The 25,425-nt window shown below is 63.0% G+C and carries 24 protein-coding genes; 11 read left to right on the forward strand and 13 right to left on the reverse strand.

Features of this window, described 5'->3' with window-relative positions:
- Positions 1–79: 79 nt before the first annotated feature.
- Complete coding sequence (locus tag MJ639_RS06555; protein ID WP_243369500.1) at positions 80–1,576, reverse strand: CoA-acylating methylmalonate-semialdehyde dehydrogenase; 1,497 nt, start codon at positions 1,574–1,576, stop codon at positions 80–82.
- A gap of 112 nt (positions 1,577–1,688) precedes the next feature.
- Here MJ639_RS06555 and MJ639_RS06560 point away from each other — a divergent pair, with 112 nt between their 5' ends.
- The 3 genes from MJ639_RS06560 (at position 1,689) to MJ639_RS06570 (ending at position 4,195) form a co-directional block, all read left to right on the forward strand.
- A complete protein-coding gene (locus MJ639_RS06560; RefSeq protein WP_243369501.1) occupies positions 1,689–2,579 on the forward strand; it encodes a LysR family transcriptional regulator in 891 nt (296 codons plus the stop codon).
- Between the two features lie 80 nt (positions 2,580–2,659).
- Positions 2,660–3,631: a transaldolase gene (tal, locus tag MJ639_RS06565; RefSeq protein ID WP_243369502.1), complete on the forward strand. Its 972-nt coding sequence runs from the start codon at positions 2,660–2,662 to the stop codon at positions 3,629–3,631.
- A 6-nt stretch (positions 3,632–3,637) separates the two neighbouring features.
- Positions 3,638–4,195, forward strand: a complete 558-nt coding sequence (locus tag MJ639_RS06570) for a cysteine hydrolase family protein (protein ID WP_243369503.1) — start codon at positions 3,638–3,640, stop codon at positions 4,193–4,195.
- Between the two features lie 135 nt (positions 4,196–4,330).
- Here the strand turns inward: MJ639_RS06570 and MJ639_RS06575 are convergent, their stop codons facing one another.
- The 3 genes from MJ639_RS06575 to MJ639_RS06585 form a co-directional block, all read right to left on the reverse strand.
- Positions 4,331–6,010 carry a thiamine pyrophosphate-binding protein gene (locus tag MJ639_RS06575; RefSeq protein WP_243369504.1) on the reverse strand — a complete coding sequence of 560 codons (1,680 nt, stop codon included), beginning with the start codon at positions 6,008–6,010 and terminating at the stop codon, positions 4,331–4,333.
- Positions 6,011–6,088: 78 nt separating this feature from the next.
- Positions 6,089–7,636 (reverse strand): L-piperidine-6-carboxylate dehydrogenase, encoded by a 1,548-nt coding sequence (gene amaB, locus MJ639_RS06580; protein WP_279306527.1) that lies wholly within the window; start codon positions 7,634–7,636, stop codon positions 6,089–6,091.
- Positions 7,637–7,863: 227 nt separating this feature from the next.
- On the reverse strand, positions 7,864–8,997 hold the full coding sequence (locus MJ639_RS06585; RefSeq protein WP_243369506.1) for a saccharopine dehydrogenase family protein: 1,134 nt from the start codon (positions 8,995–8,997) through the stop codon (positions 7,864–7,866).
- Positions 8,998–9,116: 119 nt separating this feature from the next.
- Between MJ639_RS06585 and MJ639_RS06590 the strand changes: the two genes are divergently transcribed.
- The 7 genes from MJ639_RS06590 (at position 9,117) to MJ639_RS06620 (ending at position 17,238) form a co-directional block, all read left to right on the forward strand.
- Complete coding sequence (locus tag MJ639_RS06590; RefSeq protein WP_239351282.1) at positions 9,117–9,545, forward strand: Lrp/AsnC family transcriptional regulator; 429 nt, start codon at positions 9,117–9,119, stop codon at positions 9,543–9,545.
- Entirely contained in the window at positions 9,542–10,747 is a 1,206-nt protein-coding gene (locus tag MJ639_RS06595; protein WP_243369507.1) for an NAD(P)/FAD-dependent oxidoreductase, read from the forward strand. Before MJ639_RS06590 ends, MJ639_RS06595 begins: the two co-directional genes overlap by 4 nt.
- Before the next feature lie 397 nt (positions 10,748–11,144).
- Positions 11,145–12,452, forward strand: coding sequence for a sn-glycerol-3-phosphate ABC transporter substrate-binding protein UgpB (ugpB, locus tag MJ639_RS06600; protein WP_423790760.1), 1,308 nt, complete (start codon positions 11,145–11,147; stop codon positions 12,450–12,452).
- A gap of 123 nt (positions 12,453–12,575) precedes the next feature.
- A complete protein-coding gene (gene ugpA / locus MJ639_RS06605; protein WP_243369508.1) occupies positions 12,576–13,457 on the forward strand; it encodes a sn-glycerol-3-phosphate ABC transporter permease UgpA in 882 nt (293 codons plus the stop codon).
- Positions 13,457–14,302, forward strand: a complete 846-nt coding sequence (gene ugpE, locus MJ639_RS06610) for a sn-glycerol-3-phosphate ABC transporter permease UgpE (RefSeq protein WP_243369509.1) — start codon at positions 13,457–13,459, stop codon at positions 14,300–14,302. Before ugpA ends, ugpE begins: the two co-directional genes overlap by 1 nt.
- Positions 14,303–14,418: 116 nt before the next feature.
- The gene (locus tag MJ639_RS06615; protein WP_243369510.1) at positions 14,419–15,498 is read left to right on the forward strand and encodes a sn-glycerol-3-phosphate import ATP-binding protein UgpC; all 1,080 of its coding nucleotides are present in this window, start codon (positions 14,419–14,421) and stop codon (positions 15,496–15,498) included.
- 108 nt (positions 15,499–15,606) lie between these two features.
- Positions 15,607–17,238: an HAL/PAL/TAL family ammonia-lyase gene (locus tag MJ639_RS06620; protein WP_243369511.1), complete on the forward strand. Its 1,632-nt coding sequence runs from the start codon at positions 15,607–15,609 to the stop codon at positions 17,236–17,238.
- 50 nt (positions 17,239–17,288) lie between these two features.
- Here the strand turns inward: MJ639_RS06620 and MJ639_RS06625 are convergent, their stop codons facing one another.
- Positions 17,289–17,594 carry a hypothetical protein gene (locus MJ639_RS06625; RefSeq protein ID WP_243369512.1) on the reverse strand — a complete coding sequence of 102 codons (306 nt, stop codon included), beginning with the start codon at positions 17,592–17,594 and terminating at the stop codon, positions 17,289–17,291.
- 76 nt (positions 17,595–17,670) lie between these two features.
- On the opposite strand from MJ639_RS06625, the gene MJ639_RS06630 reads away from it, so the two are divergent.
- The gene (locus MJ639_RS06630) at positions 17,671–18,186 is read left to right on the forward strand and encodes a GNAT family N-acetyltransferase (RefSeq protein WP_243369513.1); all 516 of its coding nucleotides are present in this window, start codon (positions 17,671–17,673) and stop codon (positions 18,184–18,186) included.
- Here MJ639_RS06630 and MJ639_RS06635 read toward each other — a convergent pair.
- From MJ639_RS06635 to MJ639_RS06670, 8 genes are all read right to left on the reverse strand, one after another.
- On the reverse strand, positions 18,183–18,629 hold the full coding sequence (locus tag MJ639_RS06635; protein WP_243369514.1) for a GNAT family N-acetyltransferase: 447 nt from the start codon (positions 18,627–18,629) through the stop codon (positions 18,183–18,185). The two genes, MJ639_RS06630 and MJ639_RS06635, sit on opposite strands and share 4 nt — an antisense overlap.
- Positions 18,626–19,069 (reverse strand): GNAT family N-acetyltransferase, encoded by a 444-nt coding sequence (locus MJ639_RS06640; protein ID WP_243369515.1) that lies wholly within the window; start codon positions 19,067–19,069, stop codon positions 18,626–18,628. The genes MJ639_RS06635 and MJ639_RS06640 overlap by 4 nt, the downstream gene beginning before the upstream one ends.
- Entirely contained in the window at positions 19,066–20,304 is a 1,239-nt protein-coding gene (locus MJ639_RS06645; protein ID WP_243369516.1) for an allantoate amidohydrolase, read from the reverse strand. The genes MJ639_RS06640 and MJ639_RS06645 overlap by 4 nt, the downstream gene beginning before the upstream one ends.
- 189 nt (positions 20,305–20,493) lie before the next feature.
- Complete coding sequence (locus MJ639_RS06650; protein ID WP_243369517.1) at positions 20,494–21,537, reverse strand: NAD(P)/FAD-dependent oxidoreductase; 1,044 nt, start codon at positions 21,535–21,537, stop codon at positions 20,494–20,496.
- A gap of 71 nt (positions 21,538–21,608) precedes the next feature.
- Positions 21,609–21,923 (reverse strand): 2Fe-2S iron-sulfur cluster-binding protein, encoded by a 315-nt coding sequence (locus tag MJ639_RS06655; RefSeq protein WP_243369518.1) that lies wholly within the window; start codon positions 21,921–21,923, stop codon positions 21,609–21,611.
- A 130-nt stretch (positions 21,924–22,053) separates the two neighbouring features.
- Positions 22,054–22,770, reverse strand: coding sequence for an ABC transporter ATP-binding protein (locus MJ639_RS06660; protein WP_243369519.1), 717 nt, complete (start codon positions 22,768–22,770; stop codon positions 22,054–22,056).
- Positions 22,767–23,543 (reverse strand): ABC transporter ATP-binding protein, encoded by a 777-nt coding sequence (locus MJ639_RS06665; protein ID WP_243369520.1) that lies wholly within the window; start codon positions 23,541–23,543, stop codon positions 22,767–22,769. Before MJ639_RS06665 ends, MJ639_RS06660 begins: the two co-directional genes overlap by 4 nt.
- On the reverse strand, positions 23,540–25,387 hold the full coding sequence (locus MJ639_RS06670) for an ABC transporter permease (RefSeq protein ID WP_243369521.1): 1,848 nt from the start codon (positions 25,385–25,387) through the stop codon (positions 23,540–23,542). The genes MJ639_RS06665 and MJ639_RS06670 overlap by 4 nt, the downstream gene beginning before the upstream one ends.
- Positions 25,388–25,425: the final 38 nt, after the last annotated feature.

Consider the following 25,425-nt stretch of genomic DNA (forward strand, 5'->3'; position numbering starts at 1 on the left):
TTACGATTGCATCTGAGTTAGGAATGGCTTTTTAATGTAAAAATGGCCGGGAGCGAAGTCCCGGCCATCATGATCATTCTTACTTCATCGTCGGAATGGAGAATTCCGCGCCTTCCTTGATGCCGGACGGCCAGCGGGAGGTGACCGTCTTCGTCTTGGTGTAGAAGCGCACCGCATCCGGGCCGTGCTGGTTGAGATCGCCGAAGCCGGAGGCCTTCCAGCCGCCGAAGGTGTAATAGGCGAGCGGAACCGGGATCGGCACGTTGATGCCGACCATGCCCACATTCACGCGCGAGGCGAAGTCGCGGGCGGCGTCGCCGTCGCGGGTGTAGATCGCAACGCCGTTGCCGTATTCGTGATCGGACGGAAGACGCAGCGCCTCGTCGTAGTTCTTGGCGCGAACGACCGACAGCACGGGGCCGAAGATTTCTTCCTTGTAGATGCGCATGTCGGAGGTCACCTCGTCGAAGAGGCAGCCGCCCATGTAGAAGCCGTTCTCGTAGCCCTGCATCTTGAAGTTACGGCCGTCGACCACGAGCTTCGCGCCTTCCTTCACGCCGAGATCGACGTAGCCGCGCACCTTCTCCATATGCGCCTTCGTGACCATCGGGCCGAAATCGGCGGACGGATCGGTGGACGGGCCGACCTTCAGGCTTTCCACGCGCGGGATCAGCTTGTCCATCAGCGCGTCAGCCGTTGCCTTGCCGACCGGCACCGCGACGGAGACGGCCATGCAGCGCTCGCCCGCCGAGCCGTAGCCTGCGCCGATGAGGGCGTCGGCGGCCTGGTCGAGATCGGCATCGGGCATGATGATCATGTGGTTCTTCGCGCCGCCGAAGCAATGCGCACGCTTGCCGTTGGCGGTAGCGCGGGAATAGACGTATTGCGCGATCGGCGAGGAGCCGACGAAGCCCACGGCCTTGATGTCCGGATCGTCGAGGATCGCGTCCACCACTTCCTTGTCGCCGTTGACCACGTTGAGAACGCCTGCGGGCAGACCTGCCTCGATCATCAATTCGGCAAGACGCATCGGCACGCCCGGATCGCGCTCGGAAGGCTTCAGGATGAAGGCGTTGCCGCAGGCGATGGCGGGCGCGAACTTCCACATCGGGATCATGGCCGGGAAGTTGAACGGCGTGATGCCGGCCACGACGCCGAGCGGCTGGCGGATCGAATACATGTCGATGCCGGGGCCGGCGCCTTCCGTGAACTCGCCCTTCAGAAGATGAGGGATGCCGCAGGCGAATTCCACCACCTCGACGCCGCGCTGGATGTCGCCCTTGGCATCGGGAATGGTCTTGCCGTGCTCGCGGGCGAGCAGCTCGGCCAGCGAATCGGTTTCCTTGGCGATGAGTTCGAGGAACTTCATCATGACGCGGGCGCGGCGCTGCGGGTTGGTGGCGGCCCAGCCGATCTGGGCGGCCTTGGCGTTCTCGACCGCCTGGCGCAGCTCGTCCTTGGAAGCCAACGCGACGCGGCCGATCACTTCTCCGGTCATGGGCTGGAAGAATTCGGTGGTACGGCCCGACTTGCCGGGGACCTGCTTGCCGCCGATGAAATGTCCGACTTCGCGCATGGCGTTTCTCTCCTGATTTTAGGTGCCCTGTTCTAGCATTGTCGAAACTGCACGACTATGGGCGAAGATGAAGCCGCGTTGTGCAAAAATCCCAATATGCTAAAGCTCGCGCATGAGCGCTTTCGATTGGGACGATCTCCGCTTTTTCCTCGCCGTGGCAAGGGCCGGCCGCCTTACGGTCGCTGCCCGCCGCCTGGAGGCGGATCATACCACGGTTTCCCGCCGCATCTCGTCCCTTGAGAAGGCGCTGCAGGCCAAGCTCTTCGAGCGAAAGCCTCAAGGCTACACCCTCACCGAACAAGGCGAACGCTTGCTGGCCAAGGCCGAGAGCATGGAAAGCCAGGCGTTGGCGGTGGCGAGTGAGGTGGGAGGTTCGGATCTGGCTCTGTCCGGTACCGTACGCGTGGGCGCGCCGGACGGACTTGGCACCTATTTCCTCGCGGCGGAGCTGGGCACGCTCGCCGAGCAGCACCCGGATCTCACGATCCAGCTCGTGGCCCTGCCGCGCACCTTCTCGCTCTCGAAGCGCGAGGCCGACATCGCGGTGACCGTCGAGCAGCCGACGGAGGGGAGGCTCGTGTCGCGCAAGCTCACCGATTATCGCCTGCGGATGTATGCCTCGGACGATTACATTGAGCGGCATGGAATCCCTCAAACGCCTGAGGATCTCGCGGGCCGGATGCTCGTCACCTATGTGGCGGACCTCATCTACAGCCCCGCTCTCGAATATTTCTCCGGCCTCGAAAAATACGGCCCCCGACGTTTTGAATGCGCCAGCGTGGTGGCGCAGATGGAGGCCGTGAGGGCAGGGGTCGGCATCGGCATCCTGCACGATTACGCGGCCCGGCTTTATCCCGAGCTGAAGGTAGTGCTGCCGGAGATCGCGTTTACCCGCACCTATTGGATCGTCACCCACGCGGAGGTGCGCAACCTTCACCGCATCGCCGAGGTCCATGCCTTCATGCTGGACAGGGTGAAGGCGAACCGCAGCCTCTTCATGTGACGCATTTTCCCTTCACTCAGGGCGCTTAAACCCTTAAGTCTGGCGCAAACGAACCCCCAAGAACCCTTATGGAGCCCTCCATGCCCTCCAAGCTCGACCAATTGCGCGCCATGACGGTGGTCGTCGCCGATACCGGCGACCTCGACGCGGTGCGCCGCCTGAAGCCTCAGGACTGCACCACCAACCCGACCCTGCTGCTGAAAGCAGTCGAGACACCGGCCTATGGCCATATCGTCGAGGAGGCGCTGGCCTGGGGCCGCAAGCAGAGCGGTTCCGGCGAGGGCGTCGTGGCCGCGATCTGCGACCGTCTGGCTGTGGCCTTCGGCGCGGAACTCGCAGGCATCGTGCCGGGCCGCGTCTCGACGGAAGTGGACGCGGACTTGTCCTTCGACACGGAAGCGACGGTCGCCAAGGCGCGCGCCATCATCAAGGCTTATGAGGAGCGCGGCATCGGGCGCGACCGCATCCTGATCAAGATCGCCTCCACCTGGGAGGGCATCCGCGCAGCAGAAGTTCTCCAGAAGGAAGGCATCGATTGCAATCTCACGCTGCTCTTCGCGCAAGCCCAGGCGCAGGCCTGCGCGGAAGCGGGCGTGTTCCTCATCTCGCCCTTCGTGGGCCGCATCCTCGACTGGCACGTTAAGGCTAGCGGCGGTCCCTACACCGGCGAGACCGATCCGGGCGTGATTTCGGTGCGCAACATCTACGCCTCGTACAAGGCTCAAGGCATCAAGACTGTGGTGATGGGCGCGTCCTTCCGCAATATCGGCGAGATCGAAGCGCTCGCCGGCTGCGACCGTCTCACCATCTCGCCTGCACTTCTCGACGAGCTGGCGAATGCGCAAGGCGATCTGCCCCGCAAGCTCTCGGCTGATGATGTGCAGAAGATCGCGCCGCTGCCGCGCATGGACGAGAAGAGCTTCCGCTTCGCCATGAACGAAGATGCGATGGCGACCGAAAAGCTCTCCGAGGGCATCCGTTCCTTCGTGAAGGATCTGCGTTCGCTGCGTTCGCTCGTGGCAAAGCACCTCGACGAAGCCAAGGCAGCTTAAAGGACGATGACGAAAGCTCTCGTCATCATCGACGTGCAGGACGGCATCCTTCCTGAAAAGGGATCGGAACGTCCTGCTGTCAGACAGCTTTTCGATGAGGTGCGCAGCCGCATTGCTGGATTGGTGAGGGAGGCCAGAGTTCAGGGCCTTCCCATCATCTTCGTCCAACACGACGGAGAGGTGGGGCATCGTCTGGCGAAAGGCATGGCCGGATGGGAAATCTGCTCCGATCTTGGCCGAACTGACGAGGATGTCGTCGTCAACAAAACGGCCTGCGATTCATTCTACGAGACGAAGCTGCAGGATGTTCTCTCCACGCGTGGTATTCGTCACCTCGTCGTCGGCGGGCTCATGACGCAGTGGTGCATCGACACCACCTGCCGCCGTGCGGTCAGCCTCGGCTATGACGTGACACTCGTTGGCGATGCGCATACGACTTGCGATACACAAACGCTGACGGTCGAGCAGATCGTGGAGCACCATAATGCGCTGCTCGATGGGTTTGACGCAGGCAATGCCATTCTCAGGGTGAAGCCTGCGAGCGAGGCTTTCGCTGCGGCTTAATCCGCCCATCGTCATCCCGGACGCAGCGTAGCGAAGATCCGGGATCGTTATCAGGATAAAGCGCTATTCTCGTCTTGCGATCCCGGGTTCTGCTGCGCAGCCCCGGGATGACGTGTTTGTCAGTAAGCGTTCGCCTTACTTCTTGCTCTCAAACGCCTTGTCGCGGATTGCGGAGAGCGACATCGAGGGCGTGATCGCCTCGGGGTCGAGCAGGCAATGCAGGATCGCGGGCTTGCTTGAGGTCAGCGCGCGCTGGAGAGCGGCCGGGAAATCTTCCGTGCGCTCCACGCGCTCGCCATAGCCGCCGAAGGCCTTGGCGTAGGCGGCGAAGTCGGGATTCTTCAGCTCGGTGGCCGAGACGCGGCCCGGATATTCGCGCTCCTGATGCATGCGGATCGTGCCGTACATGCCGTTGTCGAGAAGCACCACGAGGATCGGCAGATCGTATTGCACGGCGGTTGCGAATTCCTGGCCGTTCATGAGGAAATCGCCGTCGCCGGCAAACACCACCACCGTGCTGTCGGGCTGCACGCGCTTTGCACCGACAGCGGCGGGAACGCCGTAGCCCATGGAGCCGGAAGTGGGCGCAAGCTGCGTGCCGAAATGCTTGAACGGCCAGAAGCGATGCACCCAGGTGGCGAAGTTGCCCGCGCCGTTGCAATAGATCGTATCGGACGGCATCACCTCGCGCAGATGCGCCATCACTTCGCCCATCTGCAGGTTGCCGGGAATGCGGATCTGCGCCGGATTGCTCCAGTTCAGGTAATCCGCATGCGAAGTCCTGGTGCTCTCAGACCAGGAAAGCGATGCGGGCGGATGCAGGCCTTCCAGCGCTGCCGTGAAGGCGACGGGCGAAGCGTTGATCGCGAGATGCGGAGAATAGACGCGGCCGAGTTCGCTCGAATCCGGATGGATGTGAACGAGCTTTTGCTGCGGCGCCGGAATGTCGAGCAGCGTGTAGGCCTGGCTCGGCACTTCGGAGAGACGACCGCCCACGAGCAGGACGAGATCGGCTTCCTTGATGCGCGCGAGAAGCTTCGGGTTCACGCCGAGGCCGAGATCGCCGATGTAAGAAGCGTGATCGGCGGGAAAGAGCATCTGGCGGCGGAAGGTGCAGGCGACGGGCAGCTCGAAACGCTCGGCAAAGCGCACGAAGTTCTGCACGGCTTCCTCCGACCAGCGGCTGCCACCGAGAAGGGCGACGGGCTTCTTCGCGCCGTGGAGCAGCTTTTGCAGGTCGGCCATCTGCGCGGGCGAGGGATGGGACTCGATCACCTGATAACGCGGCGCGTCGGCGACAGCGGCCATCTCGGTGAGCACGTCTTCCGGCAGGGCGATCACGACAGGGCCGGGGCGGCCCGAGGTTGCCACATGGAAGGCGCGGGAAATGATTTCGGGGAAGCGTGCCGGATCGTCCACTTCCGTCGCCCATTTGGCGAGCGGGCCGAAGGCAGCGCGATAGTCGAGTTCCTGGAAGGCTTCACGCTCGCGCATGCCGCGCTCGATCTGGCCGACGAACAGGATCATCGGCGTCGAATCTTGCTTGGCAATATGAATGCCGGGGGAGGCGTTCGTCGCGCCCGGACCGCGGGTGACGAAGCAGATACCGGGGCGGCCCGTGAGCTTGCCGTAGGCTTCCGCCATCATCGCCGCGCCGCCTTCCTGGCGGCAGATCGTGACGTTGATGCTCGCATCATGGAGCGCGTCCAGGGCCGCGAGATAACTCTCGCCCGGTACGCAGAAGATGTGATCGACTCCATGAACAAGAAGTTGATCGACAAGAATCTGGCCGCCGGTGCGGGAGGTCGCTGTCATGGAAGGCTCGCGATGTAAGAGAAGCTGAATATGAAAACGGAGGGCATCGCTGCCCTCCGTTGGATGGTCTTAGACGGATCAGGCGTCCACGTCGAACTTCACACCCTGAGCGAGCGGAAGCGTGTTGCCGTAATTGATCGTGTTCGTGGCGCGGCGCATGTAGGCCTTCCAGGAATCGGAGCCGGATTCGCGTCCGCCGCCCGTTTCCTTCTCGCCGCCGAACGCGCCGCCGATCTCGGCGCCCGAGGGGCCGATATTGACGTTGGCGATGCCGCAATCCGAACCCGTTGCCGAGATGAAGGCTTCGGCCTCACGCACGTTGAGCGTGAAGATCGAGGAGGAGAGGCCAGCACCGACTGCGTTGTGCAGCTCGATCACTTCATCGAAGTTCGAGTAACGCATCACGTAGAGGATCGGAGCGAAAGTCTCGCGCGTCACAGGGCCAGTCTGCTTCGGCATCTCCACGAGAGCGGGGCGGGCATAGAAGCCTTCGCCCGCCACATCCGTGTAGCGGCCGCCGCCATGCACCTTGCCGCCCGCATTGCGGGCCTCATCGAGTGCGCGCTCCATGCCCTCGAAAGCAGCCTTGTCGATCAGCGGGCCGACGAGCGTGCCTTCGGCGCGCGGATCGCCGATCTTCACACTGCCATAGACCTTGGCGAGACGCGGAACGAGCTGATCGTACACGCTGTCATGCACGAAGAGACGGCGAAGCGTGGTGCAGCGCTGACCGGCAGTGCCCATCGCAGCGAAAGCGATGCCGCGAAGCGCGAGATCGAGATCGGCGGAAGGCGCGACGATGGCGGCGTTGTTGCCGCCGAGTTCGAGGATCGCACGAGCGAAGCGCTGAGCAAGCTTCGGGCCGACCTGACGGCCCATGGCGGTGGAGCCGGTGGCGGAGAGAACCGGCACGCGGTGATCCTCCACGAGGATCTCGCCGATCTCACGGCCGCCGAGGAGAAGCTCGAGCAGGCCATCCGGCACGCCGCCGAAGCGCTTGGCTGCGCGCTGCGCAATGGCGTGCGTGGCGAGCGCCGTGAGCAGAGTCTTCTCGGAAGGCTTCCACACGACCGAGTCACCGCAGATCAGCGCGAGCGCCGCATTCCACGACCACACGGCCACGGGGAAGTTGAAGGCAGAGATCACGCCGCAGACGCCCAGCGGGTGCCAGGTTTCCATCATGCGGTGATCTGCGCGCTCGGTGGTGATGGTGAGGCCGTAGAGCTGGCGGGAGAGACCGACCGCGAAATCGCAGATGTCGATCATTTCCTGAACTTCGCCGAGGCCTTCGGAAACGATCTTGCCGGCTTCCAGCGTCACGAGACGGCCGAGATCGTCCTTGGCGACGCGCAGCTCCTCGCCGAGCAGGCGGATGAACTCGCCGCGCTTCGGCGCGGGGATCTTGCGCCAGGCCTTGAAGGCGCCATCAGCCCGGCCGATGGCGGCCTTGGCCTCGTCCGGCGTCGTCTCACGCACATGGGCGATCACTTCGCCCGTGATCGGGGAGGTGGCGGGGCGGCCCGTGGGGGCGAAAGCGCTGTCCGGCACGCCGAGACGGGCGAGAATGGCGCGGGCTTCTTCCGCCACGCCGGCGGAGGAGGTCGAAACGGAATGCAGGGCGGACATGGTCATTCTCCCAGAAAAACGGGGCATCGGCTCTTCTAAAGAGCCCGCCACCTTCGTGGTGTTCTAAAACGAGACGACGGCGGCCTTTACGGCCACCGTCTTAAAGCAAGTTCGGGAAAGGTGGGAACTTCTTTTCCCGAATAGGGTCATGCGATTTCGGAACGAAGCCGGTGGGGCTCTCAGCCGCGAGGACTGAAAGCCTGTTCCGAATCGTCATGCTCAAGGTGTCAGGCAACCGCGTCGAGGCGGATGTTCTTCACGGCCGGTTCGTCGGCCTCGTCCAGGCGCACGCCCGCATAGACGCGGCCGAAGCGGTTGGCGAGGAAGGCGTCGAGACCGATCTCCTCCTGGCGGACGAAACCCTTAGCTGGCAGCTTGCCCTCGACCAGCAGGTCGAGCATGGCGCAGATGCCGGCAGCGGTGGTCACCTGGATCGCGGTGCGCTGGGTGCCGCCGACCTTCTGGCCGTAGATGGAGCGGGCATAGGTTTCCTGCACGTAGCGGCCGTCGCGCTCGCCGGTCACGGTCACGAAGACGATGACCATGTCCTGCATGGTGGCAGGAACGGCGTTCTCCAAAATGTCCTTCAGGACCTCGCGGCGGTTGCGCAAGCCGAGGTCGTTGAGGAGCACGCGCATCAGGGCGCAGTGGCCCGGATAACGGATGGTCTTGTAGTTGAGGTTGCGCACCTTGCCGTCGAGCGTCTCGCAGAGCGTGCCGAGGCCGCCCGAGGTGTTGAATGCTTCATAGCGCGTGCCGTCGAGGGAGAACTCTTCCAGCTCTTCCATGGCGGGCACTTCGCGCAGCTTGCCGTCGACCACGGCCTCGCAGCGCTCGATATACTCGTTGATGACGCCGTCCGTGCTCCAGGTGAGGTTGTAGGACAGAGCGTTCGACGGGTACTGCGGCAGCGCGCCGACGCGCAAGCGCACGGTGTCGAGCTTGTCGAAACGGCTCGCGATGTCATGCGCCACGATGGAGATGAAGCCGGGGGCGAGACCGCATTGCGGGATGAAGGCGGTGGTCGCGCCTTCCGAGAGTTCCTTCACCATGCGGGTGGTGGCGACGTCCTCAGTGAGGTCGAAATAGTTCACGTCGGCGAGGCGCGCCGCCTGGGCCACATGGCCGGTCAGGTGATAGGGCGCTGCGCTGAGCACGGCGTAATGGCCCTTGAGGGCGTTCTGCAGGGCGACCGCGTCGCTGAAGTCGAGCTGGACCGTCTTGATGCCGTTCTTGCCGGCAGCAGCAAGGGCCTCGGCGGAAGAATCGGCCACGGTGACGGTGTAGTCGCCGGTGTCGTTGAGCATGTCGACGATGGTGGAGCCGATTTTGCCGGCGCCGATGACGAGAATGGACTTCATGGCTTTGGAACCTCCCTGTATGGAGGCCAAAAATAGGCAAAGCCCTGCAAAGCGCCATAGACAAGCTGACGGAAAGCCGAGTAGTTTTCGGCATATTGCCGTCAAGACTGGTCAATCTGATGCTCGACGAAACCGACCGCGCCCTGATCGCCCTCCTGCGGGAGAATGCCCGCATCGGCCATGCGGAGGCCGCCCGGCGCCTGAAACTCTCCCGCACCACCGTGCAGGCGCGGGTGGAGAGCCTGGAGCGGCGAGGCGTCATCGTCGGCTATACGCTCAGGCTCGCGGAGGAGGTGAGCCGCCGCATGGTGCGCGCGCATGTGACGATCGTCGTAGCGCCGAAAGCGTCTGCCGCCGTTGCCACCGCGCTGCAGCGCATGCCAGAGTTGCGCGCGCTTCATTCCGTTGCCGGTGTCTTTGATCTTCTGGCGGTGGTAGAGGCTCAAGACGTTCCAACGCTCGACGCGGCCATCGACAAGATCGGCGCGCTGGAGGGCGTGGAGCGCACGCAATCCTCCATCATTCTCTCAACGAAATTCGAACGATGACCATTTCTTCTCAGATTGCCGATGTCGTGATCGTGGGCGGCGCCGTCATGGGCTCCTCCACCGCCTATCATCTCCTCGCCGATTCCGGCTTCAAGGGGCGCGTCGTCGTCATCGAGAAGGATCACACCTATCAGCTCTCCGCGTCGGCGCTGTCGGCAGCCTCGATCCGTCAGCAATATTCGAGCGCGGTGAACATTCGCATCTCGCTGCATGGCATCCACTTCCTGCGCAACATCGCCAATTACCTCACCGTCGACGGCGACAAGCCGGAGCTCGGATTGAAGGAAGGCGGCTATCTCTATTGTGCGACGGAAGCCGGCGAACAGATCCTGCGAGAGAACCAGGCGCTGCAGGCAGCGGAAGGCGCGGACATTCTTTTCCTCAAGCCGGATGAGCTGAAACAGCGTTTCCCCTGGCTCAACGTGGAAGACCTCGCTGCCGGCACCTGGGGCCGTTCGGGCGAGGGTTGGTTCGACGGTTGGGGCCTGTTGCAGGCGTTCCGCAAGAAAGCGCGTTCGCTCGGCGCGGACTACGTGAAGGGCGAGGTCGCGGAGATCGAGCGCGAAGGCAATCGCGTCGTCGCCGTGCGCTTGAAGGACGGCACGCGCATCGCCTGCGGCACGCTCATCAACTGCGCGGGCTCGGGCGGACGTGCGATTGCCGAGATGGCGGGCATCAAGATTCCCGTGCAGGCGAAACGCCGCTACGTGTTCACCTTCTCCTGCAAGGAGCCGGTTGAGAACCTGCCGCTGCTCATCGACACGTCGGGTGCTTACGTGCGTCCGGAAGGCGAGGGGCATTTCATCTGCGGCGCGTCGCCGGAGGCGGATATGGATCTCGATTGGCATGACGATGATCCGGCGAGCCAGGAAATCGACTATTCCTTCTTCGAGGAATTCATCTGGCCGTCGCTCGCGACGCGCATTCCAGCCTTCGAGGCGATCAAGCCGGGCCGCGCCTGGTCGGGCCCTTATGACATGAGCCTGCTCGATCACAACGCGATCATCGGCAAGACGGACGTGATCGAGAATTTTTATCTCTGCAACGGCTTCTCGGGACACGGCCTGCAACAGGCGCCCGCCGTCGGTCGCGCGCTCTCGGAGTTGATCGTGCATGGCGGATACCGCACGCTCGACCTGTCCGAGCTCGGTTACGAGCGCGTGCTGGCGAACCGCCCGCTGCTCGAGCGCAACGTCATCTGATCGACATTCGTGGTTTGTGCGCTGCGGCATTGTGGCGAGCGAGGCTGACCCGCTCGTCCGCATCGGATTGGGCAGCGTGTCCCTCTTCTACGACTTTCGAACTATACGCCGCGGGCGATTCTGTTCGCTCCTGAGCGCCTGGGATGCCTGACCCGCCCGGAATCGGGCATCAAGCTTGCGTGAGCCTTGCGCCTCTTCCCCTGGGATACTCCCTCAACGAAGGGCAATTTTGCCCTCTTCCCGTCCCCAGTTGTTAAGTCTTTTCAAGGAAAAGGGCTTCCATTTTGGAGCCGGCTATGATTGTCATGGATGTGTCATTAAAACGTCATCCGGCTTTCGTGCCGGCATGATGAACGACAAGAACGTCCCTGAGGGGATGATTGGGAGAGACAAGACTATGATGAAGAAGTCCTTCCTCGGCGCCCTGGCCCTTGGCCTCGTGTCGAGCACGTCCGCCTTCGCTCAGACGGAACTCCACTGGTGGCACGCCATGACGGGCGCCAACAACGACGTGGTGAACCGCCTCGCCGAAGAGTTCAACAACTCGCAGAAAGACTACAAGGTCGTCGTCAGCTATAAGGGCCAGTACGCCGACACCCTGAACGCCGGCATCGCCGCGTTCCGCGCGGGCAACGCCCCCCACATTCTCCAGGTCTTCGAAGTCGGCACCGCGACCATGATGGGCGCGAAGGGCGCTGTGAAGCCTGTCGCCGAGATGATGAAGGAAGCCGGCGAGAAGTTCGATCCGAAGGCTTACCTGCCCGCCATCACCGGTTATTACTCGACCGCCAAGGGCGAGATGCTGTCCTTCCCCTTCAACTCCTCCTCGATGGTCATGTGGGTCAACAAGGACGAGCTGAAGAAGGCTGGCGTCAACGAGATCCCGAAGACCTGGCCTGACGTGTTCGCCGCCGCCAAGAAGCTGAAGGCTGCCGGCCACGACACCTGCGGCTTCTCGAATGCCTGGGCTTCCTGGGCGAATGTCGAGCAGCTCTCCGCCTGGCACAACGTGCCGATGGCCACGAAGGCCAACGGTCTCGACGGCTTCGACACGGAGATGAAGTTCAACTCGCCGTTCCACGTGAAGCACCTGCAGAACCTCGTCGATCTGCAGAAGGACAAGACCTACGACTATTCGGGCCGCGACTCGAAGTCCGAGGGCCGCTTCACCTCTGGCGAATGCGCGATCTTCCTCACCTCGTCGGGCTTCTACGGCAACGTGAAGGCCAACGCGAAGTTCGATTGGGCCAATGCCCCGATGCCGTATTACCCGGATGTGGCTGGCGCTCCGCAGAACTCCATCATCGGCGGCGCTTCGCTGTGGGTCATGGGCGGCAAGAAGGCTGACGAGTACAAGGGCATTGCCAAGTTCTTCACCTTCCTCTCGGACACCGACCGTCAGGCCAAGCTGCACCAGGAATCGGGCTACCTCCCGATCACGAAGGCTGCTTACGAGAAGACCAAGGCATCGGGCTTCTATGAGAAGAACCCCGCTCTCCAGACGGCTCTGATCGAGCTGACCAACAAGGAGCCGACCGAGAACTCCCGCGGTCTGCGCTTCGGCAACATGGTTCAGATCCGTGACGTGATCTCGGAAGAGATCGAGGCTGCTCTCGCCGGTCAGAAGTCCGCCAAGGACGCTCTGGACGCTGGCGTGTCGCGCAGCAACCAGATCCTCCGTCAGTTCGAGCGCACCGTTCGCTAAACCTGACTGAGTAAGAACTTTTCATCCCGGGCAGCCCGCAAGCTGTCCGGGATGATCTTATAAGATAACCTTGCAGACCGGTTGATGCCGTCATCTGCCCATCACCGGACAAGCGTTAACGCGATGGAAAAACGAGCTCACTTTTCAGGGTGGACGCTGCCTCTTCTGCTGATCCTTCCGCAGATGGCGATCACCGTCATTTTCTTCTATCTGCCGGCTTCCCAGGCCATCTGGCAATCCTTCCTGCGGGAAGACGCCTTCGGCCTCGCCTCCGAATTCGTCGGCTTCGAGAATTACATCGCGCTGTTCGAGCAGCCCGAATATTACCGGGCGATGATCACGACCGTGATCTTCTCGACGCTGGTGGCTTTCTTCTCAATGTCCATCGCGCTTCTTCTCGCCACCCAGGCCGACAAGAGCATTCGACTGGCTCATGGCTTCAAGACCCTGTTGATTTGGCCTTATGCGGTGGCTCCCGCCATCGCCGGCGTGTTGTGGATGTTCATGTTCCACCCGACGCTCGGCACGCTCGGCCGTCCGCTCAACGTCATGGGTTTCAACTGGAACCCGATGCTTGACGGCACGGATGCCATGATCCTGCTCGTGTTCTCCGCCACGTGGAAGCATATCAGCTACAACTTCCTCTTCTTCCTCGCGGGTCTGCAGGCGATTCCGAAGAGCGTGATCGAAGCCGGCGCCATCGACGGCGCAGGTCCCTTGCGCCGCTTCTGGACGATCATCTTCCCGCTGTTGTCGCCCACCACCTTCTTCCTTCTCGTCGTCACCATCGTTTACGTGTTCTTCGAGACGTTCGGCATCATCGATGCCGTGACGGGCGGCGGCCCCGCCGGTACGACGACGACTCTCGTCTATAAGGTTTACGCGGATGGACGCTCCGGCGGCGATCTCGGCCTCTCGGCCGCGCAATCGGTGGTCCTCATGGTCATCGTGATCTCGCTCACGGCCATCCAGTTCCGCTATGTCGAACGCAAGGTGCAGTACTGATGGTCGAGAATCGTCCCTTTAGAGACTTCATGGCCTATTTGACGCTGGTCATCGGCGTCATCATCGTGGCCTTCCCGGTCTATCTGGCCATCATGGCGTCGACCTTCGACACCGCCACCATCATCAACGGCAACATGCCGTTGACCCCGGGCGATCAGGCTCCCGAGAACTACACGCGCGCCCTGTTCTACGGCGGCAAGCTCGCTCGCGAGCCCGTGTCCATGATGATGATGAATTCCATGATCATGGCGCTCGGCATCGCCTTCGGTAAGATCCTGATCTCGATCCTGTCGGCCTATGCGGTGGTGTACTTCAAGTTCCCGTTCCGCAAGACGGCGTTCTGGGTGATCTTCATCACGCTGATGCTGCCCGTCGAAGTGCGTATCTATCCGACCTACAAGATCGTCGCCGATCTCGGTCTGCTCGATACCTATACGGGCCTCATCATGCCGCTGATCGCATCGGCCACCGGCACGCTGCTCTTCCGTCAGTTCTTCATGACGGTTCCGGACGAGCTGCTGGAGGCCTCCAAGATCGACGGCGCGGGCGCGTTCCGCTTCTTCAAGGACACGCTGCTCCCGCTCTCCATGACGACGATCGCGGCGCTTTTCGTGATCCAGTTCATCTACGGCTGGAACCAGTATCTCTGGCCGCTGCTGATCACGACGAAGAGCTCCATGCAGACCATCGTCATCGGCATCAAGAAGATGATCACGACGACGGACGCGCTGACCGAGTGGCAGATCGCCATGACGACGGCCGTGCTCGCGATGGTGCCGCCGGTTCTGGTGGTGATCTTCATGCAGCGGCTCTTCGTGAAGGGCCTCGTCGAGACGGAAAAGTAGCGCGTCTCTCGCGCATCGCCTCTCCCGCATCCGTGGGAGAGGCTCACAAGAATTATCGGAATTTTTCAGCCTGGCGCCCTTCATGAGGACCGGCTGACGGGAAAAGGAATGAAACTATGGCAGGGGTAACGCTCGACACCGTTCGCAAGATCTATGCGGGCAATGTGGAGGCCGTGAAAGGCGTGTCGCTCGGCATCGAGGATGGCTCTTTCTGTGTGCTCGTCGGCCCGTCGGGCTGCGGCAAGTCCACGCTTCTTCGCATGATCGCCGGCCTGGAGACGATCTCCGGCGGCGACATCAAGATCGGCGACCGCGTCGTGAACCAGGTGGAGCCCGCCGATCGCGACATCGCGATGGTGTTCCAGAACTACGCGCTCTATCCGCATATGAGCGTTTACGACAACATGGCCTACGGCCTGAAGAACCGTAAGACGCCGAAGGACGAGATAGACAAGCGCGTGAAGGAAGCAGCCCGCATCCTCGCCATCGAGCCCTTCCTTGACCGTAAGCCGCGCGCTCTCTCGGGCGGCCAGCGTCAGCGCGTCGCCATGGGCCGCGCCATCGTGCGCAAGCCCCAGGTGTTCCTGTTCGACGAGCCGCTCTCCAACCTCGACGCCAAGCTGCGCGTGCAGATGCGCGTGGAGATCAAGCGCCTGCAGAAGGCTCTCGGCGTGACCTCGGTCTATGTGACGCACGATCAGGTCGAAGCCATGACGCTTTCCGACAAGCTCGTCGTGATGTCCGGCGGCCAGATCGAGCAGGTCGGCACTCCGTCCGAGGTCTATCGCCGTCCCGAGACCCGCTTCGTGGCCACCTTCATCGGCTCCCCGCCCATGAACATCCTGCCCGGCAAGGTGGAAGGCCCCGGCCGCGTTTCGGTGGGCGGTCAGACCATTGCCGTCACGGACATGCGCGACGGCCTCACCCCCGGCTCTGCCATTGAAGTGGGCTTACGTCCCGAGGACGTTCAGGCGGGCGGCGGCGCTGGCTCCAGCAGCATTGCCATGGATGTGGATTTCGTCGAGGAACTCGGCGCGACCCAGCTCTTCCACGGCAAGGTGGCGGGCACGGAATTCGTGGTTCAGGCCTCCACGGGCCAGATTGCGGCCGATACCCGCAAGCTCACGCTCTCCATCGACCCGGCGAACGTCCACCTGTTCGACCCGCAGACCACCAAGCGTCTCGGCCGCGACTAAGGCGTATCGTTTCCATTTCCTGCAACAGCCGCTCCGAGGCACCTCGGGGCGGCTGTTGCGCGTTTGAGGCTGCCCCATTATCCCTTTAGGGAAACGTGAGGAACAGCGATGACGGTCAAGCTCGACGGAGCGACGCTCCAGATTCAGGATGTGATCAGCGTGGCGCGGCCCGATGCCAAGGGGCGCTTCGCGCAAGCCGAGCTGGCATCCGAGGCGCGCGAGCGGATCGCGGCGACCCGCGCCTATATCGACCTCACCTGGATGCATGACGACGCGCCGCTCATGTATGCCTTCAATACCGGCGTCGGTCTGTTCAAGGATCAGCGCGTTCTGATCGCCGACATGGCGGCCTATCAGCAGAAGACTGTCTATGCCCATGCCACCGGAATTGGCGAGCCTTTCGCGGAAGATGTGACGCGCGCCATGATGCTGTTGCGCGCCAACGCCTTCGCGTCGAACTATTCCGGCCCTCGCGTGGAATTGGTCGAGCGCCTGCTCGCCTTTCTCAATGCGGGCCTGCATCCCGTGATCCCGCAAAAGGGTTCCGTCGGCGCCTCCGGCGATCTCGCACCGCTCGCCCACATGGCCGGCGCGGTCTGCGGCTTTGCGGAAGCGCACATGATCTATCAGGGTCGCGTGATGCCGGCACGTGAAGCCATTGCGGCTGCGGGCTTCGAACCCGACTTCGATCTCGGCGCGAAGGATGCATCCGCGCTCATCAACGGATCCACCACCTCGCTGGCGCTCGCCTCTCTCGCCACGAGCGATGCACGCCGCATCCTCAAGCATGCTGACATCGCCATGTGCCTGTCGCTCGAGGCTATGCGCGGCGAGCTTGCCGCTTTCGATCCGCGCGTTCACAAGGCGCGTCCGCATCCGGGCCAGGCGCGGGTGGCGCGCAATCTTCTGCGCATTCTCGAAGGCTCAAAACGCTGCTCGCAAGATGCACGCGACATCGTCTTTCCGGACGAACCGCGTCAGCCGGGCACGCCTGCTGCGCCGCGCGTGCAGGATGTCTATTCGCTGCGCTGCACGCCGCAGGTTCACGGCCCTGCCGTCGAGGCGCTGGAATATGTGGAGCGCGTCGTCGGCACGGAGATGAACTCCGCCACCGACAATCCGCTCATCTTCGATGACGGGCAGGGCGGCTATGTGTCGATCTCGGGCGGTCACTTCCACGGGCAGTACATGGCGCAGGCCATGGACTTTCTCGCCATTGCCATGGCCGATCTCGGCGCGATCTCCGAGCGCCGCCTCGCACGCTTGATCGATCCCACCATGTCCTACGGCCTGCCGCGCAACCTGCTCGCGGGCAAGCGCGGCCTGAACACGGGCTTTGCCACCGTGCAATGCTCCATGTCGGCATTGGTGATGGAAAATCGCGGGCTTGCGACGCCGGGCTCCGTCGATTCCATTCCCGGAAAATCCAATGCGGAAGACCACGTGTCGAACTCTACCTGGTGTGGGCGCAAGGCGCGCACCATCGTGGAGAACGTGGAGCAGATCGTGGCGGGCGAATTGCTGATGGCGGCGCAGGCGCTCACGCTCGTCGAGCCGCTCGCCAAGGATTATCCGCTCGGCAAGGGCTCACGCGCTGCCATCGAAGCCATCCGCGCGGTGATCCCGCCCGCGCTCGACGGCGACCGCTGGTACGCCACCGAGATGCGCCAGGCTCTCGACCTCGTGCGCTCCGGCGCCGTGGTGGAGGCAGTCGAGAGTGCCATCGGGGATCTCGAATAAGAAAGGGCTCGGATATGATCCGAGCCCCAGCCATACCGGATGTCTGCAGTTTAGCGGCAGCGGCGCACGTTGCGCACCACCACGCTGCCGTTCGCACGATAGACGCGCTCCTGAACGATGCGGCAACGGCGGTCTCTGATCTGCCAGGCCGGCACGCCGCAGCGGCGGACCGTGCGATAGACGACGCGGCCGTTGGGGCGCATCGTGCGCATCCTGCGGTTCACGCAGGCGACGGTATCGACGAGGGATGGCGCTTCGATCCGCTGCGGGCTGAAACGGGCTTGCGCGTCCGGAGCGAAGCTGAGAAAACCGGCGCCGAGCACGACAGCGATGGCAGGGATGATAAAAGCTCGCATGATCCAATCCTTCGTTGGGGAAGACCGACGACAACGAGATCTTTAAGCCATGGTTCCTGAAACGGAGATGAATCGCATGTTGCCTCGCGTTACGATTAGCAGAGTCCAATCGTCGGATGGGGCCGAACTGGTTGCAGCGAACCTGGCGAGCATCGCGCTGCACGAGCCGTGGGTTTCACCATGCCGCGATGCCGCGAGCTTTCAGGGCTATCTCTCGCGCTGCGACGGCGATCGATCCATGGGTTTCATCGCGCGCGAACGCGAGAGCAACAGGATCGTCGGCGTCGTCAACTTGAGCGAGATCGTGCGCGGCTTCTTTCAAAGCACGTATATGGGCTATTACGGTGTTGCCGGTATGAATGGCAGAGGCCTGATGAATGAGGCCGTCGGCCTCGTGAGCACGCATGCTTTCACGGAACTCGGCTTGCATCGCATCGAGGCGAATATCCAGCCCGATAACGAACCCTCGCGCGCCTTGGTGAAGCGTCTCGGTTTTCGGCAGGAAGGATTCTCGCCGCGCTATCTCAAGATCAACGGCGAATGGCGCGATCACGAACGCTGGGCGATTCTGTCCGACGAATGGCCAGCTTAAGGCACGAGTCTCTTCTGCAGGAACATACGACTGGAGCCGACAGGATAATCCTTCAGCTCCCCAAAAACCGCATAGCCATTGCGCTGGTAAAGCCGCGTGGCCTCGGCGCTCACCGTGTCGAGCCAGGCCGAGTGGCAACCGCGCTTGACGGCTTCCTTCTCCGCCATGGCGATCAGTTTTGTCGCCACTCCCATGCCTCGAAACTCCTCGGGTACGAAGATCATCTCGATGGCAAGCCATCCGCCTGACATGCGGCTCACAAGGCCGCCGACTGCTTTGCCCGTGCGTGGATCGCGAAGCGCGATCGTCAGGTCCTGGCCAGGCGGTTGATTGGTGAAGAGCCTTTCGTTGAACGAGCGAATGCCGTTGAGGATGATGCGGTGAAGCTGTTCATCTCCCTTATCGAGAATCTCGATCAAAGGGTTGTCGGCGACAGCACTCATGCTGCGTCGGAGCCCATCAATCTCTTGCTCAGGAACGTCCGGCTTCCGCCTTTCGGAAAATCCTTCAGCTCACCGAAGCGCTGATAGCCGAGCCGTTCGTACAGGCGCATCGCCTCCGGATTGAGCGTGTCGAGCCACGCCGAATGGCAGCCGCGACTGACCGCTTCCTCTTCCGCAAGGGCGACGAGGTTTTGCGCGATGCCCTGCCTGCGAAGACTCTCGGGTACGAAGATCGCCTCAATCGTCAGCCATTCCCAGCCCGTATGAGCCCACAGGCCGCCGACAATGGTCTTGGATTCGAGTTCGCGGATCACAACGGCCAGGTCCTCGATCCTCAGATCCGGCATGAGGGTGCTGCGGTTGAAATCGTTGAGGCCGTTATTGATGATCTGGCGGACGATGTTATGCGGCTTCGGCAGAAGCTCGAGATGGAAGTTCACGCAACAATCCTTTTGACGGCCGTAAGCAACACGCGGGCCGCCGCATCTGCATCTTCGACCGTGATCGACTCGGCCGGGTTGTGACTGATTCCGCCCTTGCAGCGCACGAAGAGCATTGCCGAAGGGCAGAGATTGGCCATGGCCACCGCATCGTGCCCCGCGCCGGAGGCAAGCTGCATCGGCTTGACGCCGATGCTCCTCACCGCTTCTTCCAGCTGCGCCATGAGATCCTTGCTCATGGGCGTGGCGGGCGATTCCATGAAGGGCTCGATGGCGAAGGTGACGCCGCGCCTTTTCGCGGCCGCTTCGCATTCCGTCACGATGTCCTGCACCATGGCATGGCGCACCGCATCGTCGGGCGAGCGGGCATCGAGGGTGAAGTCGACACGCGCGGGAATGACGTTGATCGCGCCCGGCTGCACCTGCGCCACGCCCACCGTCGCCACCGTGTCGGTGCGCGTGGAGCTGGCGCGCTCCACGATGCCGATCATTTCGGCGACAGCAGCCAACGCATCGCGGCGCATGTTCATCGGCACGGTGCCCGCATGACCCGCTTCGCCGATCACATGCGCGCGGGCGCGGGTGATGCCGTTGATGGCGGAGACGATGCCGACGGGAAGGTCGTGCGCTTCGAGCTGCGGGCCCTGCTCGATATGCACTTCGAGATAACCGCGATAACGCGCGGGATCACGCGCAAGCGCCGCGACGCCGAGAGGATCGCCACCGAACGCGATCAGCGCATCGCGAAGGGCGATGCCATCCGCATCCCGGCCGTCGAGCCAGGCTTCATCGTAGCGTCCGGCGAAGGCGTAGGAGGTGGAGAGATTGGTGGGGAAGCGAACATTCTCTTCGTCACCGAAGGCCACGATCTCGAGGGGGCAGGAGGGCACGATTCCTTCCGCCTTCAGCGCCTCGGCCACGACGATACCGAGCACGACGCCGAGATTGCCGTCATAGCGTCCGGCATCGACCACGCTGTCGATATGGGAGCCGATGAGAAGGGCGGGAGCGGAAGGGTTCGAGCCGTCGAGGCGGCCCACCACGGAGCCTAAGGCATCGATATGAGCCGAAAGCCCGGCCTTGCGCATGATTTCCAGCGTCGAATCCGCTGCCGCGCGATGGGCGGGCGAGAGATAAAGCCGCGTCAGGCGACCGTATTCGTCCGTGTGCTGGGCCAGATCCTCGATCATCGCCATCACGCGGCGGCCGAGGCTGAGATCGGGTTGGTTCGTCATGAAGACAGAGTTTCAGGAACGGGCCTGCTACGCAAGAGGCGTGCTTCCTTACGCTCTCTGAAACTGCCCTCATCCTGAGGAGGATTGCTTGAGCAATCCGTCTCGAAGGAGGTTCCAGAACGCACTGGAACCTCCTTCGAGACGCCTGCTGCGCATGCTCCTCAGGATGAGGTTGGCGTGTGAAAAGATTTAAGCAGCGACGCCCAGCTTCTTCTGTAGGCTGGAGGAGGACGTCGTGTATTGGAACAGCAGCTTCTTCTCGGGGTAGACGTAGCGGTGGATCTTCTGAGCCGCGAGCGCGCCTTCGTGGAAGCCGGAGAGAATGAGCTTCAGCTTGCCGGGATAGGTGTTGATGTCGCCGATGGCGAAGATGCCCGGAACGTTGGTCTCGAACTTTTCCGTATCGACGGGGATCAGGTTCTCGTGGAGGTTCAGACCCCAATCGGCAATCGGCCCGAGCTTCATGGTGAGCCCAAAGAAGGGCAGCATCACATCGCAATCCACGGTGAACTCGGAACCGTCGTCCTTGCGGATCACGGCGCCGCTGAGCACGTGGTTCTCTCCCTTGAGGGAAGACACCTGGCCGAGATGCAGGTCCATGTCGCCGGAGGCGACGAGGGAGCGCATCTTTTCCACCGTATGCGGGGCGGCGCGGAAGGCGTCGCGGCGGTGAAGAAGCGTGAGGCGCTTGGCGATGGGCTGCAGGTTCACGGTCCAGTCGAGCGCGGAATCGCCGCCGCCGACGATGAGGATCTTCTTGTCGCGGAACATCTCCATCTTGCGGACCGCATAGAAGACGCTCGTGCCCTCATAGGCCTCGATGTTGTCGATCGGCGGCTTCTTGGGCAGGAAGGAGCCGCCGCCCGCTGCGATGACCACGGCCTTGCACTCGAAGGTCGTGCCGTTCTCGGAGGTCTTCACGCGGAAGCGCGGAGCCTCGGGCGTGCCGATGGATTCCAGGCTCTCCACCATCTCGTTGAAATGGAAGGTGGGATGGAACGGATCGATCTGCGCCATCAGGTTGTCGACGAGCCCCTGGCCCGTCACCATCGGAAAGCCCGGAATGTCATAGATCGGCTTTTCCGGATAAAGTTCGGCGCATTGGCCGCCCACCTTCGGCAGGATGTCGACGAGGTGGCATTTGATGTCGAGGAGCCCCAGCTCGAACACGGCGAACAGGCCCACGGGCCCGGCACCGATGATGACGACGTCCGTTTCGATATGGTCGGTCATGAACAGGCTCCTTCGAGAGACCGCTTTCGAAGCACGGTCTCGCAGTCTTGGCAATGCGGCAGGGAGGGGCGTCAGTTCCCCGTGGGGGCGAGGGTGACCTCCAGGCCATCGAGTTCCGGGGTCCAGAGAATCTGGCAGGAGAGGCGGGAATTAGGCTTCGTCACCACCGTGTCGAGCTGGTCCTCTTCCTCCTCGGTGGGCGGATAGAGCTTGTCCAGCCACGCCTCGTCCACGAAGACGTGGCAGGTGGCGCATTCGCAGGCTCCGCCGCACAGGCCTTCGATGGGCAGGCCCCAGTCCCGGATGATCTCCATCACCCGCCAGCCCTCGATGGCCTCGAGAGTATGGCGCTGGCCGGCCCGGTCGGTCACATGGATGACGCCCATGAAGCGGGAATTCCTTCGCGTGAAGTCAGGGAAGTGGCGGGGGAGCCCCGCCTTTGGGCTGCATATCGACCTTTCAGCCCGTCGCGTCAATGGCTTAACGGCCCCGTTTGTTTCCTTAATCGCCGGTCTTCTAGACCCCCAGCGTATCGGCTCTCAGGCGCTCATCGGCCATCAGCTCGGCCATGGAACCCTGAAACCGCATTTCCCCCCGCTCGATCACGATGGCGCGGTCGCTGATGCCGGCGGCGAAGGCCCAGTTCTGCTCGGAGAGCAGCACGGCCACGCCCTCCGCCTTCATGGCCCGGATGGCCTCCGCCATGGTCTGCACGATGACGGGGGCGATGCCCTCGGAAGGCTCGTCCAGCAGGATCGCGTCCGGGTTGCCCATGAGGGTGCGGGCGATGGTGAGCATCTGCTGCTCGCCGCCGGACATCTGGTTGCCGCGCCGCCCCCGCATCTCGGCAAGGTTGGGGAAGAGCTGGAACAGGCGCTCCGGCGTCCAGGGGGAGCGGCCCGGCCCCGCGGCCTTGCGGCCCGCCTCCAGGTTCTCGTCCACGGTCAGGTCGGTGAAGATGCGCCGGTCCTCCGGCACATAGCCGAGGCCCAGACGGGCGATCTTGTAGGTGGGCAGGCGCGCCAGAGAATGTCCTTTGAAGGTCGCTTTCTGGGCGGTCGCGGAGACGAGGCCCATAATGGCCTTCAGCGTCGTGGTCTTGCCCGCGCCGTTTCGGCCCACAAGCGCCAGGACTTCGCCTGCGCGCAATTCGAAGGTGAGGCCGAAGAGCACCTGCGCGCGGCCATAAGAGGCGGAGAGATTCCAGATTTCGAGAAGCGCGGGCGTGCTCATGCGGGGCTCACTCCCTTCGGTCGCTCGAGCGCGTGCTCGTCGCCGAGATAAGCGCGCCGCACCTCCTCGTTCTGGCGGATCTCCTCCGGTGAGCCGGTGGCGATGATCCGCCCTCGCAAGAGCACGATCACCCGTTCCGCATGGCCGAACACCACATCCATGTCGTGCTCGGTGAACAGAATGCCGATGCCTTTCTTGTCCGCGATCTGGGCGGTGAGGTCCATCAGCTCCGTTCTTTCGCGAGCGGCCATGCCTGCGGTAGGCTCGTCCATGAGCAGGAGCTTCGGTTGCCCGGCAAGCGCGATGGCGAGCTCCACGCGCTTCACATCGCCATAGGCGAGCGCGGAGCAGGGCTGATCCGCCACGCTCGCCATGCCGAGCTGTTCCAGCAATGCGCACGCTTCGTCGCGGTAACGGTGGCGCGCGGGAGTCCACAGGGCCGCGCTCTCGCGGTTGCAGCTCACGAGCGCCATCTGCACATTCTCGGCGACGCTCATGGAAAGAAAGCTCTGTGCCACCTGGAAGGTGCGTCCCACGCCGAGGCGGAAACGCTTTTGCGGTGCGGCGGTGGTGATGTTCTCTCCGTTGAGAAGCACCGAGCCTTGATCGGGACGAAGCTGCCCGCCAACCATGTTGAACACGGTGGATTTACCGGCACCGTTCGGCCCGATGATGGCGAGCATCTCGCCGCGTTCGAGCGAGAAGCTCACATCGCGCGCGGCCGTCACGCCGCCGAAGGACTTAGCGAGCTTCTGGACGGAGAGAAGCGTCATGCCGCATCCTCCCGCCATGCGCGAATGCTGCCCACGATGCCGCGCGGGAAGATGAGAACGATGGCGATGATGCTCAATCCCAGCAGCAGACGCCAGAGCGATGTCAGCGGCATGATCAGATCACGCAGCACATGCAGCACGCCCGCACCGACAAGCGGGCCCGTGATGGTCTGAATGCCGCCGATGAGCAGCATGGTCAGCGCATCGACCGAGGTGGGAATGCCGAGCAGGGTGGGATCCACCGAGCCGCGTGAAAACGCATAGAGGCCGCCCGCGAGGCCCGCGGCTGCGCCCGAAATCGTGAAGGCGATCCAGCGATGGCGGCGCACGCCCAGGCCGATGGCCTCGGAGCGCGGCTCGGAATCGCGTGCGGCGCGCAAGGCATAGCCGAAGGGCGCGTCGATGATGCGCATGATGAGAAAAACCGCGATGGAAGTGACAGCGAGCGTGAACAGATAATAGAAAACCGGCCCGCTTGCCCAAGCGGAGGGCCACACGCCGACAATGCCGTTGTCGCCGCCGGTCACCTCCACCCATTGGAACGCAACCGCATAGATGATCTGTGCGGCGGCAAGCGTCATCATGGCGAGGTAGATGCCGGACAGGCGCACGACGAAAGCACCGATGATCAGCGCGCCCAAAGCTGCAAGCAGGAGGCCTGCGGGAAGCGCTGCTTCCATCGGCAGCGCGAACCATTTCAGGCTGAGCGCCGCGCCGTAGGCGCCGAGACCGAAGAAGGCGGCATGGCCGAAGCTCACGACGCCGCTCACGCCGATGAGAAGCTGCAGGCTGAAGGCGAAGAGCGCGAAGATCAGGATCTCCGTCGTGACCTTGAGCACATAGGCATCGCCGATGAGCGGAAGACTGATGAGAGCGCCCATCACGGCCACCCACAGGAAGGGCGTGAGGACAGAGCGCTTGCGGCTTGCGATGCCCACCGCATGGGTGCCGCCGATCACTTCCGGGCGACCGAAGAAACCGTTGGGACGAATGGCGAGAACGACGGCCATGAGCAGGAAGACGACGACGAGCGTGCTCTTCGGGAAGATGAGAATGCCGAAGGCCTGCAATTGCCCGATGATCAGGGCCGCGAGAAAAGCGCCGGGCACGCTGCCCATGCCGCCGACGACCGTGACGACGAAGGCCTCGGCGATGATGGAGAGATCCATGCCCGCATGGGCCGACACGCGCGGAATCTGCAGAGCGCCGCCAAGCCCTGCGAGAAACGCGCCGAGAAAAAGCGTGCCGGTGAAGAGCAGCGCCTGATTGATGCCGAGTGCCGCGATCATCTCACGGTCCTGCGTCGCCGCGCGCACCAGCACGCCGAAGCGCGTCTTGCGCAGGAGAAACCACACAAGGCCGAGCACCACGGGGCCTGCGGCTATCAGCACGAGTTCGTAGGATGGAAAGCGTCGTCCGAGAATCTCGACGGGTGCGCGCAGGCCCGGTGCGCGTGGTCCTAAGATGTCCTCGGGTCCGAAGATCAGGATCGTGAGATCCTGCACCACGAGCACGATGCCGAAGGTAGCAAGCAACTGGAACAGTTCCGGCGCGCCGTAAATGCGACGCAGGAGCAGAACCTCGATCAGCACGCCGATCAGGCCGACGATGAGAGCGGAGAGAAGAATGCCGGCCCAGAATGTGAGCGGGCCGAATTGAAGTTCGAGCAGTCGCGGCACGAGCGTCGCGGCTGTGTACGCGCCGATCATGTAGAGCGAACCGTGCGCGAAGTTCACGATCCGCGTGACGCCGAAGACGAGCGTGAGGCCGCAGGCGGTGATGAAGAGGGACGAGGCGCTGGAGAGCCCGTTGAGAGCCTGGATGGCGAGGAAGGAAAGATCCATGTCCTGTCCTCTCAACGGGTGCCGGTCGTGCGCGCCTG

The organism is Microvirga solisilvae, assembly GCF_022808595.1.
GTDB lineage: Bacteria > Pseudomonadota > Alphaproteobacteria > Rhizobiales > Beijerinckiaceae > Microvirga > Microvirga solisilvae.